The following is a 14,079-nucleotide window of genomic DNA, read 5'->3' on the forward strand; positions in this document are numbered from 1 at the left end:
TGGGTTTAGCTCATCATCCCTTTCACCAGGCGTTCCTGTTCGATCAACTCACGCTGGCGTGCGTCGATACGCGACGACAGTGGGAAGTTGCTGCCGGCACGGCGCTTAGCGAAGTCCAGTTGTTGAATGGCTTGCTGGAAATCGCCGACCAGGGCGAAGTACTCGGCGCGTGCCTGATGCAGGCCGATGATGTTGCCGGACAAGCCGCGCGTCTCGGCGACTTGGTACCACACGTCCGGATCGTCCGGGCGCGACTTGAGCAAGCCGTCCAGGGCCTTTTCCGCATCGGCGGTACGGTTCTGTTTAAGCAAAAGGTCTACTCGCACCTGGTTCAGCGGATAGTTGCCGGGGTACTGGGTGAGCATCCGGTCAGTGCGCTGCTGGGCTTCCGGCAAGCGGTTGTTGGTGATGTCCAGTTCGATCTGCGCCAGATTGTAGGTAATGTCGTTGGGCGACTTGGCCAACAATGGGGCCAGGTTTTCCCGGGCGTCCTTGAGTTTGGTGCCCTTGATTTGGGCGATGGCCAGACCATAGCGCGCCACGTCGTTTTTCGGATTTTCGTCCAGTTGGGCCTGGAAGCGCTTGGCGGCGAGGCCTGGCGTGTCTTCGTATTTCAACTGCACCCGTGCGCGAATCAATTGATAGCGCAAGCTGTCTTCCGTGCCGCCGAGCTTGGCCTGTTCGGCGCGGTTGCGGGTGTCGGCGATGCGCGATTCGGTCACCGGGTGAGTCAGCAGGAATTCCGGCGGTTTGGCATCGAAGCGGTATTGACGCATCAGGCGTTCGAACATGGTCGGCATGGAACGTGGGTCGTAACCGGCTTTCTCCAGGTTGAGGATGCCGATGCGGTCCGCCTCTTGTTCGTTCTGGCGTGAGAACCGTCGTTGTTCCTGGATCGCCGCGGCCTGGGTGCCGGCAATCGCGGCAATGCCGGCGTCGCCCGCACCGGCTGCGGCGGCAATGATGCCGCCGAGCATCGCGGCCATCATCGGGAGCTGCATGCGCTGTTGCGCTTCGACGCCCCGGGCGAAGTGGCGCTGAGACAAGTGAGCCAATTCGTGGGCCAGCACCGAGGCGTATTCACCTTCGGTCTGGGCGTTGAGGAACAGCCCGCCATTGACCCCGACGATACCGCCAGGCGCGGCAAAGGCGTTGAGCTGCGGGCTATCGATCAGGATGAACTCCAGGCGGCGGTCATTGACCTGGCTGGTCTCCACCAGCTTGTACACGCTGGTTTCGACGTAATCCTTGAGCTGCGGATCGTTGAGCTGCGAGACCTGGCCGCGCAAGTAGGCAAGCCAGGCGCGACCCAGTTGGTATTCCTGTTGTGGCGAGACAATGGCAGAACTGGCGTCGCCAAGAGACGGCAGGTCGTCAGCGAAGCCCGGGGAGGCCAGCAGGCAGGCCAGCGTCAGCAGGGTGGGGCGCAAAAAAGTCATGCACAGAGCCTTTCGACAAAGAGCTTACTGTAGCCGGACACTGAGCTTCGGACCAGATATTCTAAGCAGCCTGAACGCTTGCCCGGAGTAAAACCATGACCGACGCTGTAGCCTTTGATGCCGAACTCGATGCCAGCGGCCTCAATTGCCCGTTGCCCTTGCTCAAGGCCAAGCTGGAGCTCAATCGATTGGCCAGCGGCGCAGTGCTCAAGGTCATCGCCACGGATGCCGGTTCCCAGCGTGATTTCCGCACCTTTGCCAGGTTGGCCGGTCACACCCTGGTGCATGAAGAAGACGCCGCAGGTGTCTATTGTTATTGGTTGCGCAAGGCCTGAAGCGTCCGCCCCCACCACCTGAGGTTGATTGATGTTCAAAGTGTTACGAGACTGGATTCAGCGCTACTTCTCCGACGAGGAGGCCGTGGTGCTGGCGGTCCTGCTGTTCCTGGCCTTTACCGCCGTCCTCACCCTGGGTGGCATGCTTGCCCCGGTGCTGGCAGGGATGGTGCTGGCCTACCTGATGCAGGGGCTGGTCACCACCCTGGAGCGTCTGCGTTTACCGGGTGCGGCGGCAGTGGGGCTGGTATTCGCCTTGTTCATGGGGCTGTTGCTGGTGTTTATCGTGGTGGTCGTGCCGCTGCTATGGCATCAGTTGATCACCTTGTTCAACGAGTTGCCCGGCATGCTCGCCAAATGGCAGTCGCTGTTGCTGCTGTTGCCGGAGCGCTACCCGCACTTGGTGTCGGATGAGCAGGTACTGCAAGCCATCGAAGTGGCGCGCGGCGAGATCGGAAAGTTCGGGCAATGGGCGCTGACCTTTTCCCTGTCCAGCCTGCCGTTGCTGGTCAACATCATGATTTATCTGGTGCTGGTGCCGATCCTGGTGTTTTTCTTCCTCAAGGACCGCGCGATGATCGGCCGCTGGGTCAGTGGCTATCTGCCGCGTGAGCGGGCGCTGATCACCCGGGTAGCCGAGGAGATGAACCGGCAGATCGCCAACTACATCCGTGGCAAGGTCATCGAGATCATCATCTGTGGCGGGGTTACCTACGTCGCCTTTATTGCCCTGGACCTGAACTACGCGGCCCTGCTGGCATTGTTGGTCGGTATTTCAGTGGTGGTGCCGTATGTCGGCGCCGTGGTGGTGACGGTGCCGGTCACGTTGATCGCCTTGTTCCAGTGGGGCTGGAGCGATCAGTTCATCTACCTGATGGCGGTGTACGGCATCATCCAGACCCTGGACGGCAATGTGCTGGTGCCGCTGCTGTTCTCGGAGGCGGTCAACCTGCATCCGGTAGCGATTATCTGCGCGGTGTTGTTGTTTGGCGGGTTGTGGGGATTCTGGGGGGTGTTCTTTGCGATCCCCCTGGCGACGCTGTTCAAGGCGGTGCTGGATGCGTGGCCGCGGCAGGAACCGGTGGTGGCGCCTTTACTCTGATGAGAGGAGAGGGCGCGTGCGCCCTCTCCCTATAATGCTCAGGCGCTGTGCAACGCTTGGGCTGCCGCCAGCACCGCGTCCACATGCCCCGGCACTTTCACGCCACGCCATTCCTGGCGCAGCACGCCATCCTTGTCGATCAGGAAGGTGCTGCGATCCACGCCCAGGTATTCCTTGCCGTACAGCTTCTTCAGCTTGATCACGTCAAACAGCTGGCAAACCGCTTCGTCCTTGTCGCTGATCAGCTCGAAAGGAAACGCCTGCTTGGCCTTGAAGTTCTCGTGGGACTTCACGCTGTCGCGCGACACGCCAAACACTTCGGTATTGGCGGCCTTGAACGCCGCGTACTGGTCACGGAAACCCTGGCCCTCGGTGGTGCACCCCGGGGTGCTGTCCTTCGGGTAGAAGTAAATCACCACTTGCTTGCCCTTGAGGGCTTTGATGCTGAAGGTTTGGCCGCTGGTGGCCTGGGCTTCGAAATCGGCTACGGGTTTGTCGATGACTACCGCCATGGGGGCTTCCTTACATTGGGTTCTGTGGGCGCCACGGCTCGATCAGGGCGTCGAGGTTCAGCGCATCGGCGAAGTCCAGGAACTGATCGCGCAGCCAACTGATCTGCACGCCGGCCGGCAAGGTCACGGTGAACGTGGCGTTGAGCATGGTGCCGCCGGTTTGCGGGGCCTGGTAGGTGTCGCAGGTGAGGTTTTCCAGTTCGACGTTTTGGTCGATAAAGAACTGGCACAACTCGTTGACGATGTCCGAGCGGTAGGCAGAACTGACATACGCCACATAAGGCAGGGCCTGTGGGCGATTTTCCAGCGCGGCACTGCGTACCACATTGACGGTGAAGTTGTGCTTCTTGGCCAGGCCCGGCAAGCCGGTCTCCAGGCGCGCCAAGGCATCCCAGGTGCCGGAAATCTGCAGCACCAGCGCGCTGCACTCGCCATGGCGCGTGAGGCGGGAGGTTACGACGGCGCAGCGGTTTTCATGGCTGGCGCGGCACAGGACGTTGGTCAGCTCCATGGGGTTGGCGCCGAGGGCACTGATAACAAGGAATTGTTCGCGAACTGTGGGGGTGGACATGCAGCCTTCCTAAAACGATGAGCGGTCGATACGGTGAGGGCTGTATCGATCAAAGCATGAAGGGTAGCGAAAAGCGTCGCCAAGGGATAGGAGGTGGCGTTTTCATTGCGTAATCAGCGGGTTTTTACCCCGCCTCGACCGGTACTTTCACGCAATGATGGCATTGCCCGTCGTTTAGTTGATCCAGAACGCGTCCTCAGGCGGTACTTCGCTTGTACAAGCATCTTGGCGCCAGTACCATTACGGCTCTCTTTTTCCGGCAGGAGCGGTTGCATGATTGCGGGCAGTATGGTGGCACTGGTCACACCCATGGATGCACAAGGTCGTCTCGACTGGGATAGCCTGGGCAAACTGGTGGACTTCCACCTGCAAGAGGGCACCAACGCCATTGTGGCGGTCGGCACCACAGGTGAGTCGGCCACCCTCGACGTGGAAGAACACATCCAGGTCATCGAGTTCGTGGTCAAGCGTGTCGCGGGCCGTATCGCCGTGATCGCCGGTACGGGCGCCAACTCGACGCGCGAAGCGATCGAGCTGACCAAAAACGCCAAGAAGGCCGGCGCCGACGCCTGCCTGCTGGTGACCCCGTACTACAACAAACCGACCCAGGAAGGCCTGTACCAGCACTTCCGCACCATTGCCGAAGCGGTCGATATCCCGCAGATCCTCTACAACGTGCCGGGTCGCACTGCGTGCGACATGAAGGCCGAGACGGTGATCCGCCTGTCCACCGTGCCAAACATCATCGGTATCAAGGAAGCCACCGGCGACCTGCAACGCGCCAAGGACATCCTGGCCGGCGTGAGCAGCGACTTCCTGGTGTATTCCGGTGACGATGCCACTGCTGTCGAGCTGATCCTGCTGGGTGGCAAGGGCAACATCTCGGTGACCGCCAACGTGGCCCCGCGCGCCATGAGTGATATGTGCGCCGCCGCCCTCGCCGGCGATGCCGTGACCGCGCGTGCGATCCACGAGAAGTTGATGCCGCTCAACAAGACACTGTTTATCGAATCCAACCCTATCCCCGTGAAATGGGCGCTGTTTGAAATGGGCATGATGCCGGACGGTATCCGTCTGCCGCTCACCCGTCTCAGCGAAGCCTGTCACGAACCGCTGCGACAGGCCCTGCGCCAGTCCGGCGTCCTGGTTTAATTGAGGAAGCACTACGCATGAAGCGATTGGCCGGACTTTCCGCACTTGCCTTGATTATCTCCAGCACCAGTGGCTGCGGTTGGATCTGGGGCCCGGAAGGCTACTTCCGTGACCGCGGCAGCGATTACCTGGAAGCACAAGCAACCAAACCGATGCAACTGCCGCCGGACGTCAGCGTCGCCAAGCGCCTTGATCCGTTGCTGCCGATCCCGCGCAACGTCGCCGACGACACCACCAAAGGTGAGTACGTGGTGCCGCGTCCACAGCCGATCTCGGCCGTGGCGGATGCCAGCGACTACAGCCTGCAGAAGAGCGGCGACTCGCGCTGGATCGTGGCGCAGCGCCCACCTGCCGAAGTCTGGCCGGTGGCGGTGCAGTTCTTCCAGGACAACGGCTTCCGTATCGACGAGCAGCGCCCGCAGACGGGTGAGTTCACTACAGCGTGGCAGCAAGGCAGCGAGCTGTCGGCCAGCATGGCCAAGCGCCTGCAGTCCGGTGGTGTCGCCGCTGACGCCGAAGCCCGCGTGCGTGTACGCATCGAGCCTGGTGTGCAGCGCAATACCAGTGAAGTCTATGTGGTCAGTGCCGAGCGTCCTGCCGGCAGCACCTCCAACGTCGAGTTCACCAATCGCTCGGTCAACACCGGCGTCGATGCCGCACTGGTCGACGAGATGCTGGCCAGCATGAGCCGTATCTCCGAGAAGGGCGGTTCCATCTCCCTGCTCGCCGCGCGTGATTACGACACCCCGAGCCGCGTCAGCCTCACCGAAGACGGCAGCGGCAACGTGGTGCTGAACCTGGGTGAAGACCTGGACCGTGCCTGGGCCAGTGTTGGTCGCGCGTTGGAACAAGGCCCTTGGCGTGTTGAAGACATCAACCGCAGCCTGGGCCTGTACTACATCAACGTGGCGGAAAAAGCCGAGAAGAAAGACGACGAGCCAGGTTTCTTCAGCAAGTTGTTCGGCAGCGCCCCGACCAAGGAAGAGATCGAAACCCGCGCCGAGCGTTATCAGATTCGCTTGAGCAAGGTTGGCGACAGCGTGCAAGTCACCGTCGAGAAGAACATCAACACCGTTGCGCCGGCTGAAACAGCGCGCAAAGTGTTGGGCGTGATTCAGGACAACCTGGGCTGATCCGATGCGTTTTGCCGTTCTCGGCAGCGGTAGCCAAGGGAACGGCACGCTGGTCGCTCATGACGACACGTATGTGCTGGTGGATTGTGGTTTCTCGTTAAGAGAAACCGAGCGGCGCCTGTTGCGCTTGGGGGTTCACCCCTCGCAGCTGAGCGCGATTCTGGTGACCCACGAACATGCAGACCATGTGCATGGCGTGGGTTTGCTGTCTCGGCGCTACAATCTTCCGGTGTACCTGAGTCGCGGCACCTTGCGCGGGATGCGCAAACCCATTGAACCCGCAGGCTTCCTGGCCGGTGGCGAGCAACTGCAGATCGGTGCCTTGAGCATTGATGTGATTGCCGTGGCGCATGACGCCCAGGAGCCGACGCAGTATGTATTCAGTGGCGGTGAGCGACGTTTCGGCGTACTCACCGACCTGGGTTCCTACTGCGCCAAGGTGCTGGACGGTTACCGGGATCTCGATGCATTGATGATCGAGTCCAACCACTGCCGAGACCTGTTGGCTCGCGGTCATTACCCGTACTTTCTCAAGCAACGGGTGGGCGGCGAACTCGGGCATTTGAACAACCACCAGGCGGCGTACCTGGTGTATGAGTTGGGCTGGCAAGACCTGCAACACCTGGTCCTGGCCCATCTGAGCAGCAAGAACAACCTGCCGCAGCTGGCCCGGCAATGTTTTGTCGATACCCTTGGGTGCGACCCGGACTGGCTGCAACTGGCCGATCAAGATTCAGGGCTCGACTGGCGACACATCGCCTAGCCCACCTCACTCAAAGCGGAGCCCATCATGGAAAAACGTGAAGAACTCTACCGCGGCAAAGCCAAGTCGGTATACAAAACCGACGACGCCAACCGCCTGATCCTGCTGTTTCGCAACGACACTTCGGCGTTCGACGGCAAGCGCATCGAACAACTTGATCGCAAGGGCATGGTGAACAACAAGTTCAACGCGTTCATCATGCAGAAACTCGAAGCGGCCGGCATTCCGACCCAATTCGACAAACTGCTGAGCGACAACGAGTGCCTGGTCAAGAAGCTGGACATGATCCCGGTTGAATGCGTCGTGCGTAACTACGCCGCCGGCAGCCTGGTCAAGCGCCTGGGCGTGGAAGAGGGCATCAAGCTCAACCCTTACACCTTCGAATTGTTCCTCAAGGACGACGCCAAGGGCGACCCGTTCATCAACGAATCCCACGTTGTGGCGTTCGGCTGGGGCACCGCCGAGCAACTGGCGCGCATGAAGGAATTGTCCCTCAAGGTCAACGACGTCCTGAGCAAACTGTTCGACGACGCCGGCCTCTTGCTGGTCGACTTCAAGCTTGAATTCGGCGTGTTCCACGATGGCTCCATCGTCCTGGGCGACGAATTCAGCCCGGACGGCTGCCGCCTGTGGGACAAGGACACCAAGAAGAAGATGGACAAAGACCGCTTCCGCCAAGGCCTCGGTGATGTGATCGAAGCCTACGAAGAAGTCGCCAAGCGCCTCGGCGTACCGCTGTAATCGACGCAAGCATCTGATAGCACGGAAAAAAATCGCTTCTGCGCTTTGCTTTCCTGAGATGGGCTGTTATGATGCGCGCCGTTGGAGAGATGCCAGAGTGGCCGAATGGGACGGATTCGAAATCCGTTGTACCTTCACCGGTACCTAGGGTTCGAATCCCTATCTCTCCGCCATTACATAGAAAAAGCCCCGTAGCTGAACAAGCTACGGGGCTTTTTTGTGGTGACTGTCGAGCAGAGTGCGAGCTTTCCATGCTTACCTACCCCCTCTGATCTTTTCAAGAGAGTCAGCCAATAGCAGGCGTTCGCAGCAAACGCTTTAGGGACAGAGACCGGGCACGATCTGATTTGCCATAAATCCCGAAGCTGCTCGTTCGTTGGCCTACCGCCAACCACCAACGACTAAACCTTGCCTTTCCAGGGTACCAGCTTGCGTTCGAGCCAGCGCATACCTAGGTCGAACAGCAGTGCCATGGCGCCAATTACCAGAATGCCCATGATTACCACGTCGGTGGCCATGAACTTGGAAGCGGTCAGCACCATAAAACCCAAGCCGGCGGTGGCGGCAACCATTTCAGCGGCAACCAGAGTAGTCCATCCAAAGCCGATGGCGATGCGCATCCCCGTTAGCACTTCAGGCAACGCCGCTGGCATGATCACGTGCTTGAGTACCTGGGCGCGACTGGCACCCATGGAGTACGCTGCGTGAATCTGTTCGATGGCCACAGACTTCACACCAGCCCGCGCACTCAGGGCTAGCGGAGCGAACATGGCGAGATAGATCAGCAGAATTTTTGAGCCCTCGCCGATGCCCATCCAGATGACCACCAATGGCAAATAAGCCAGCGGTGGCAGTGGACGATAGAACTCAACCAGCGGATCGAAGATCCCGCGAGCCACACGATTGACTCCCATCAGGATGCCGACTGGAATAGCGGTTAGCACAGCCAGCACAAACGCACCAAACACCCGCAAGGCGCTCCAGCCAATGTGCTTGAGCAAGGTGGCGTCGGCAAAGCCTTCCTGAAACACATCTATCAATTGCGCCCACACAGCCTGTGGCGATGGTAGGAACAGCGGTTTAACCCAGCCGCCGTTGGTGGCGATGTACCATGTGCAAAACACTACGCAGATGGTTGCCAGGCTCAATGTCAGACTCGAGCCGTTACCTGGCGCGCCATATTGCTCGCCGGGCTTGGCAGGAGCTGCGCGACGCAGCTCGTTCCAGGTGCGTATTACCGCGCGGCGTTGTTTTTCATCGAGCAGGCTCATGCGGCCACCTCGTCACCATGAATGATGCTCAGAATTTGCTCGCGCAGCGCGATGAAGTCCGGGCTGGACTTTACTGATCGAGCGTTGCGACATGCGAGGAACTGCTTACCGAAGTCCACCGGGAATTCGTGGGTGATACGGCCGGGACGCGGCGACATAATGATCAGTCGGGTAGCCATGAACAGCGCTTCCTCGACATCGTGGGTGATGAAAAACATCATTTTTTGCGTGCTGTGCCAGATGTCGAGAATCAGCTCCTGTAAGCGCTCGCGAGTCAGTGCGTCGAGCGCGCCTAGCGGTTCGTCAAGCAGCAGCATTTGTGGATCGTTGGTCAGCGCGCGAGCGATGCCAACCCGTTGTTGCATGCCACCGGACAACTGATAGATCGCATGCCCGCTAAAATCCGCCAGCCCGGTCAGCTCAAGAAAATACATGGCCCGCTCTTCACGCTCGATCTTTGACACGCCGCGCAGCTTCAGGCCAAAAGCGACGTTGTCGAGCACATTTAGCCACGGCAACAGCGCATGCTTCTGGAACACCACCCCACGCTCGGCACCGGGGCCGGAGACTTGATCGCGCAACTCTGCGCCTGCGCCGTACTTTTCTGGCACCTGTCCTTGATAGTCGCCCAAGGTGATAAGGCCGCTACTGGGCTGGATGAACCCCGCCATCAAATTTAGCAGCGTGGTTTTTCCACACCCTGATGCGCCCAGCGCAACGACAAAATCACCGGCGGCAATGTTCAGGTTAACTCCGGCCAGGGCGCTGACCTGTTGGCCTTTCTGTTGCCCCGGATAGAGCACCGAGACATCGTGGATTTTGAGGCTCAGGGTCATGGCAGTTTCCTCATGCTGGGGTCGGCATCGTCCGATCATTGGCGGGTCGGACGATGCAGGGGTTGCGTCGGACTACTCGGCGGCTTGAACAAAGTCGGGGATGATGGCGACGCTGTAGTCCGGCAGCACAGCCGAGATTTTTTTCTGCGTTTTGAGGAACTCCGCCGTTGCTGCCAGCGCCTTGGCTGCGCCGCTGTCTTTACCGTTGCCCAGCCACTTGTTGCTGGCCTGTTCGGACGCAAGCGGGAACTGATACAGCGCCAGCACCAGCGGAACTTCATCAGGCTTGGCGCCAGACTGTTTGGCGATATTGATCACTTGCGGCGAGCTGGCCGTCCAGGTGGCCGGAGCCTTGACGTAATCGCCCGTGCTGGCCTGCAAAACTTTGGTGAACGAGGTCATGCCATCCTTGTTTTCGGCCGCAAATTTCTTGTCGACGACAATGCCGTCGAAGGTGGCTTTGCCCCAGTTGGTCAGTTCGCCCGAGGTTAGTAACACGTGACCGCTCTGTTTCAGTCGACCCAGCGCCGGGTCCCAGATAAAGGCAGCGTCAATGTCGCCACGCTCCCACGCCGCCGGAATGTCCGAGGGTTGCAGATTGATAACCTTGACCTTACCGGTCAGGCCAAACTGCTCGAGGGCAAACAAGGCATGAAAATGCGTCGTGGACACGAACGGCACCGCGAGGGTTTTACCTACCAAGTCCTGCGGTGCGACGATGCCGCTGCCATTGCGTACTACCAATGCTTCAGCGCTGGCAATGTTGTCGAGAATCCAGAACAACTGCGCGTCGACGCCACGGCTGACCGCTGCGGCGATCGGGCTACTGCCCGCCACCCCGATCTGCACGTCACCGGAGGCCATCGCCAGCATCACATCGCCGCCGCTGTCGAAGTTGCGCCACTGGATATCCCAGCCGGTAGCTTTCTCGAATTCCTTCTCGGCTATAGCGTTCTTCCACGGCGCAAACATGCTCTGCACGCCGATGGTAACGGTTTGGGCATTAACGGTGGCGGCGAAGCCAATAGTCAGCGGCAACAGGAGTGATCGGCGAATCCATTTATGCAGGGGCTTGAGCATGGTGGAACTCCAGGGTGGGATGACATGTTTAAAGTTCATGCGATCTTAGTGCCGGCTCGAAGCTTGCTTTAGATCCAGTTGCTACGGCCTTTAGTGCCAGCGGGTTTCACACCCCTTGTACAATAAGGCCTGTAGCGTTTTTGGTGCGTCATTAGGGGGCGCCAAAGCGGGAGTTTGGGCTATGTTGGAGCGCTATTTTCATCCGTTCGAAGCAGGTAGGGGCTTGCAGGAACAATTGCGCGAGCGGCTGCTCAACGCGATCCTTGATGGCGCGATGCCGCCCAGCGAGGCGATGCCGTCATCGCGCAAGCTCAGCCAACTGCTGAAGGTCTCGCGCAACACCGTGGTTCTCGTTTACGAGCAACTGGCGCAGGACGGTTATCTGACTCCATCCGACCGACGGGGTTACTTCATCAACGAGAAATTCCTGCGCCAGCAACTGAACATCAGTCTGCGTCCTTCCACTCAGAAACTGTTCGACCGGCCGGACCACGCGCCGGACTGGGGAAGTCGCATGCAAACCGAATCGGCGCAGATGCGTGCGATCGTCAAACCGCGCAATTGGCGTGAGTACCGTTACCCATTTATATATGGGCAGATTGAAGCAGACGAGCAAACTGTAGCGCGCTGGCGTGACTGTGCGCGCATCGCGGCCATGGGCGCGCACATGCGTTCTTGGGTCGACGATCAGGTGACGCTGGATGATCCGTTGTTGGTGGAACAGATCATTCAACGTGTGCTGCCCAAGCGCGGAATAAAGGCCAGGCCGGAAGAGATTCTGGTGACCATCGGAACACAAAACTCGCTGTACATGCTTGCACAACTGCTGGGACGACCGGGGCTGATCATGGGCCTGGAAGATCCAGGCTACGTAGACGCTCGCAATATTTTCGGCTTGATTGGTTGTGAGTTAAGACCCTTGCGCATCGACGGCCAAGGTCTCGTAGTGGACGAGCAACTTGATGGCTGTGAAATGTTGTTTTGCACGCCCAGCCACCAATCGCCCACGGGCGTGACGATGCCGGTGTATCGTCGTTTGGAATTGCTGGCCAGCGCCCGAGAGCGTGATTTCCTGGTGATCGAGGACGATTACGAAAGCGAGCAAAACTATCTGGGAAGCAACCATCCCTCGTTAAAAAGTTTCGATGACAGCGGTCGAGTGATCTATCTAGGCAGTCTGACCAAAAACTTGCTGCCTGGGCTGCGCCTGGGATTTATTGCCGCAGATCCGGAGTTGATTCACGAACTGCGGGCGTTACGGCGTTACATCTACCGTCATCCCCCCTCCAACAATCAGCGCACGCTGGCGCTGTTTCTGTCGATGGGACACTACGACGCCCATGCCCGCCGCCAGCGGGATCGTTTGGCTCGCAAGTGGCTATTGATCAGCCGTGCATTGGCCGAGCATTTGCCCGATTGTCACGCAAGCGGCATGGCCGGCGGTTCGTCTATGTGGGTGACCTGCCCAGCGGAACTGGATGCGTGGGTATTACAGCGTTTGGTGGCCAAGCGCGGCGTTTTGATCGAGCCGGGGGATATCCATTTTTTGGGAAGTGAACGCCCGCAATACCATTTCAGGCTGGGGTTTGGGGCGATTGCAGAGGAGTTGATCGAGCCGGGGATTACCGCGCTGGGAGATGCTTGGCGAGAGATGAAATGCAGCTTGCAGGTTGAGTCCACCGCGAGCCTGTAAACACTGCCAAAAGGCTGAGACTGTCCATCAGAGCAGATTGCAGCCTTCGGCAGTTACACCGCTTTGGGACCCGATCAGACGTTACAGATTCTCCTGACCCAACGTGCTCTTGAGGATCTCAATCATCGCATCCACATGCTGCCGCTCAGCCACCAATGCTGGGGCGAAGATGATCGCGTCCCCAGTGGTTTTTACGTGTAGGCCTGCTTCATATAAGGCTCGTTGCACGCGGTTTCCTTTCGCTCCTGGTGCTTCTCCCGGGGTCAGCTGAATACCGCTGAGCATGCCGTAACCACGCAGGTCGCTGACCTGCGGCAGACCGCGCAAACCACTCACGCATTCAAGGAAGTATGGCGACAGTTTCTCGCCTTTGGCGAACAGGCCTTCATTGCGGTAGATGTCCAGCGAAGCCAGCGCTGCCGCACACGCCACGGGATGCCCCGAGTAAGTGTAGCCATGGAAGAACTCTGGTCCAGAGCCTTTGCTGGCGCCGACGACGGTGTCAAAAATTGCCTGATCCACTGCCACCGCTCCCATCGGAATCGCACCGTTGGTGAGAGCCTTGGCCATGGTGATGATGTCTGGCTTCACGTTGAAGCTCTGCGCGGCGAACGCCTTACCCGTTCGACCGATCCCAGTGATGACCTCGTCGAACACCAGCAGAATACCGTGCTTGTCGCAGATGTCCCGCAGACGCTTCAGGTAACCGGCTGGCGGCACGTAAACGCCAATGGAGCCGGCAATCGGTTCGACGAAACAAGCCGCGATACTGTCGGCACCGTGGGTGGCGATGATGCGCTCCAGATCGCTGGCCAGATCAATGTCGCTGTTTGGCTCGCCCAGTTGAAAGCGCTGCTCTTCCTGCCAAGTGTGCCGCATGTGGCTAACATGAGGCAGTCCGCCCGCCGCGAAGGCCTGACGGTTGCGCATCATTCCGGACAAGGCCACGCCGCCAAAGTTGACACCGTGATACGCCCACTCACGAGACACAAATCGTGTGCGCTGCCCCTCGCCGCGAGCGCGATGATAGGCCAGGGCAATCTTCATCGCGCTGTCCACTGATTCGGAACCTGAGTTGGTGAAGAACAGCTTGTTCAGGCCTTCAGGCAGCAATTCGCTCAGTCGCTCGGCCAGTTCGAACGAAAGCGGCGAACCGCGCTGAAAATGAGGGGTGAAGTCTAGGGTCATCAATTGTTTCGACACGGCCTCGGCGATTTCCGAACGACCATGCCCCGCTGCGCTGCAAAAAAGACCTGAACTGCCATCCAGTAGTTCGCGACCATCGGCGGTCCAGTAGCTCAGTCCCTCGGCCCGAACAAACAGCTGCGGCGCACGCTGAAACTCACGGTTGTCAGTGAAAGGCATCCATTGATGATCAAGATTCGTTGTCATGGGTTCACTCCTGAAGGTGGACACGGTAAAGGCCGATGGTCATCAGCCTAGCCATGCAC

At 59.3% G+C, this 14,079-nt stretch carries 14 protein-coding genes and 1 tRNA gene; 8 read left to right on the top strand and 7 right to left on the bottom strand.

Going from position 1 to position 14,079, the window contains the following annotated elements; translation table 11 throughout:
* Positions 1 to 5 precede the first annotated feature (5 nt).
* Positions 6 to 1,439 (bottom strand): M48 family metalloprotease, encoded by a 1,434-nt coding sequence (locus tag J2Y83_RS06785; RefSeq protein ID WP_253394007.1) that lies wholly within the window; start codon positions 1,437 to 1,439, stop codon positions 6 to 8.
* A gap of 95 nt (positions 1,440 to 1,534) precedes the next feature.
* On the opposite strand from J2Y83_RS06785, the gene J2Y83_RS06790 reads away from it, so the two are divergent.
* On the top strand, positions 1,535 to 1,774 hold the full coding sequence (locus J2Y83_RS06790) for a sulfurtransferase TusA family protein (RefSeq protein WP_253394009.1): 240 nt from the start codon (positions 1,535 to 1,537) through the stop codon (positions 1,772 to 1,774).
* A 31-nt stretch (positions 1,775 to 1,805) separates the two neighbouring features.
* Positions 1,806 to 2,876 (top strand): AI-2E family transporter, encoded by a 1,071-nt coding sequence (locus J2Y83_RS06795; RefSeq protein WP_253394011.1) that lies wholly within the window; start codon positions 1,806 to 1,808, stop codon positions 2,874 to 2,876.
* 38 nt (positions 2,877 to 2,914) lie between these two features.
* On the opposite strand, the gene J2Y83_RS06800 is transcribed toward J2Y83_RS06795, so the two are convergent.
* A complete protein-coding gene (locus J2Y83_RS06800; protein ID WP_253394013.1) occupies positions 2,915 to 3,388 on the bottom strand; it encodes a peroxiredoxin in 474 nt (157 codons plus the stop codon).
* A gap of 10 nt (positions 3,389 to 3,398) precedes the next feature.
* Positions 3,399 to 3,959: a glycine cleavage system protein R gene (locus J2Y83_RS06805; protein WP_247400444.1), complete on the bottom strand. Its 561-nt coding sequence runs from the start codon at positions 3,957 to 3,959 to the stop codon at positions 3,399 to 3,401.
* A gap of 273 nt (positions 3,960 to 4,232) precedes the next feature.
* Between J2Y83_RS06805 and dapA the strand changes: the two genes are divergently transcribed.
* The 5 genes from dapA (at position 4,233) to J2Y83_RS06830 (ending at position 7,921) form a co-directional block, all read left to right on the top strand.
* Positions 4,233 to 5,111 (top strand): 4-hydroxy-tetrahydrodipicolinate synthase, encoded by an 879-nt coding sequence (gene dapA, locus J2Y83_RS06810; RefSeq protein WP_247400446.1) that lies wholly within the window; start codon positions 4,233 to 4,235, stop codon positions 5,109 to 5,111.
* A 17-nt stretch (positions 5,112 to 5,128) separates the two neighbouring features.
* Complete coding sequence (gene bamC, locus J2Y83_RS06815) at positions 5,129 to 6,244, top strand: outer membrane protein assembly factor BamC (protein WP_253394015.1); 1,116 nt, start codon at positions 5,129 to 5,131, stop codon at positions 6,242 to 6,244.
* 4 nt (positions 6,245 to 6,248) lie between these two features.
* Entirely contained in the window at positions 6,249 to 7,007 is a 759-nt protein-coding gene (locus J2Y83_RS06820; protein WP_253394016.1) for an MBL fold metallo-hydrolase, read from the top strand.
* Positions 7,008 to 7,034: 27 nt separating this feature from the next.
* Positions 7,035 to 7,748: a phosphoribosylaminoimidazolesuccinocarboxamide synthase gene (gene purC, locus J2Y83_RS06825; protein WP_253394017.1), complete on the top strand. Its 714-nt coding sequence runs from the start codon at positions 7,035 to 7,037 to the stop codon at positions 7,746 to 7,748.
* Positions 7,749 to 7,831: 83 nt separating this feature from the next.
* Positions 7,832 to 7,921, top strand: a tRNA-Ser gene (locus J2Y83_RS06830).
* Between the two features lie 228 nt (positions 7,922 to 8,149).
* Here J2Y83_RS06830 and J2Y83_RS06835 read toward each other — a convergent pair.
* The 3 genes from J2Y83_RS06835 to tauA form a co-directional block, all read right to left on the bottom strand.
* On the bottom strand, positions 8,150 to 9,019 hold the full coding sequence (locus tag J2Y83_RS06835) for an ABC transporter permease subunit (RefSeq protein ID WP_253394018.1): 870 nt from the start codon (positions 9,017 to 9,019) through the stop codon (positions 8,150 to 8,152).
* Complete coding sequence (locus J2Y83_RS06840) at positions 9,016 to 9,855, bottom strand: taurine ABC transporter ATP-binding protein (protein WP_253394019.1); 840 nt, start codon at positions 9,853 to 9,855, stop codon at positions 9,016 to 9,018. The genes J2Y83_RS06835 and J2Y83_RS06840 overlap by 4 nt, the downstream gene beginning before the upstream one ends.
* 72 nt (positions 9,856 to 9,927) lie before the next feature.
* Positions 9,928 to 10,935 (bottom strand): taurine ABC transporter substrate-binding protein, encoded by a 1,008-nt coding sequence (tauA, locus tag J2Y83_RS06845; RefSeq protein ID WP_253394020.1) that lies wholly within the window; start codon positions 10,933 to 10,935, stop codon positions 9,928 to 9,930.
* 181 nt (positions 10,936 to 11,116) lie between these two features.
* Here tauA and J2Y83_RS06850 point away from each other — a divergent pair, with 181 nt between their 5' ends.
* On the top strand, positions 11,117 to 12,628 hold the full coding sequence (locus J2Y83_RS06850; RefSeq protein ID WP_253394021.1) for a PLP-dependent aminotransferase family protein: 1,512 nt from the start codon (positions 11,117 to 11,119) through the stop codon (positions 12,626 to 12,628).
* A gap of 81 nt (positions 12,629 to 12,709) precedes the next feature.
* Here the strand turns inward: J2Y83_RS06850 and J2Y83_RS06855 are convergent, their stop codons facing one another.
* Positions 12,710 to 14,020 carry an aminotransferase class III-fold pyridoxal phosphate-dependent enzyme gene (locus tag J2Y83_RS06855; protein ID WP_253394024.1) on the bottom strand — a complete coding sequence of 437 codons (1,311 nt, stop codon included), beginning with the start codon at positions 14,018 to 14,020 and terminating at the stop codon, positions 12,710 to 12,712.
* Between the last annotated feature and the right edge of the window lie 59 nt (positions 14,021 to 14,079).

The sequence above is a fragment of the Pseudomonas marginalis genome (genome assembly GCF_024169655.1).
In the GTDB taxonomy this organism is placed as follows: domain Bacteria; phylum Pseudomonadota; class Gammaproteobacteria; order Pseudomonadales; family Pseudomonadaceae; genus Aquipseudomonas; species Aquipseudomonas paraveronii.